1 protein-coding gene is annotated in these 1,033 nt (G+C 31.8%); it reads right to left on the bottom strand.

The genetic code is table 11. From position 1 onward, the window contains the following. Positions 1 to 469: 469 nt before the first annotated feature. The coding region (locus ADIWIN_RS15145; RefSeq protein ID WP_051155480.1) for a hypothetical protein at positions 470 to 1,033 on the bottom strand (564 nt) is incomplete at its 5' end.

Genomic DNA, 1,033 nt, shown 5'->3' with positions numbered 1-1,033 from the left:
GAATTGCACGTTCTGCTAGTCAGTCCGACGTAGTAGAGTAGATGAGTGACTTAGATCCCAACAGAACAGAATTTGGCGGATAAGAAGCAAGTCCAAAGTCAAATGTGGTTTTTATAAGTCCAGTTTTTCATTTTAACGTTCAGAATTGCACGTTCTGCTTGTCAGTCCGACGTGGTTATGCTGATTAGCGATTACGATCCCACAGGCTTTAATTTGGCGGGTTAGAAACAAGTCTGACGTCAACTGAGTTTTAATAAGTTGAGTTTTTTTAATTTATCTGACTTAAAAGTCTAAAAAAAATCTCCGAAAAATAACTAGGCAAAAATGTACGAATTGCATTGCTGCTAACGTTGTTGTGTATGGTTAAGCAACTAAATTAGTAAACAAATACGAACCCGAGAAAATTCCGAAGGAATTTTCCAAATAAGCACTTGCCATAGCAATTAATTATACACGGTGTTAGCACCTGTTATTTTATTTTCAATGAGTTCATTATTTTATCTGCGGTTTGTTCCCATTCAGAAAAACTTTTTTCATTACATTTAAATGTTGAATGAAGTAATTTTCCATCCAAATCAGTAAAGAAGATTACTTTATATATTTTTGTGTCAAATTCAGAAATTATTAGTTTTAAATAACCAACTTTTTGTCCATTAATTTCTTTTATACCAGAATCTTTCCATTCGGCAGAAGGATAGACGTCTTTATGCATGGTCACAAAATTTCCTAAATAGGGTTCTATTATATCTTGATTAGCATTAGCTGGTGTTAAATTTATGACAAGATTTATTTCTCCACTTTCGTCTGAATAAATAAGTGTTGGTCTATTGTCGGAAGGATATTTTATTTTCATCAATTCTTCTGACATTATAACAAAAGTTTTTGGAATTTTCAATTCGACTCGGTTATTAAGCAAAGACTTTGATTCGAGTTCAATTTCTCCAATTGTCATTGAAAGTAAGGGAATTAGAAGTATTCCAACAAATATTATTTTTAAATTTTTCATTTGATTTCTTTTATAGAGCCCATTTTG

Origin of the sequence: Winogradskyella psychrotolerans RS-3, assembly GCF_000427335.1 — a bacterium.
In the GTDB taxonomy this organism is placed as follows: Bacteria; Bacteroidota; Bacteroidia; order Flavobacteriales; family Flavobacteriaceae; genus Winogradskyella; species Winogradskyella psychrotolerans.
The sequence above is the reverse complement of the archived record's forward strand: the minus strand, read 5'-3'. Positions and strand labels throughout refer to the sequence as shown.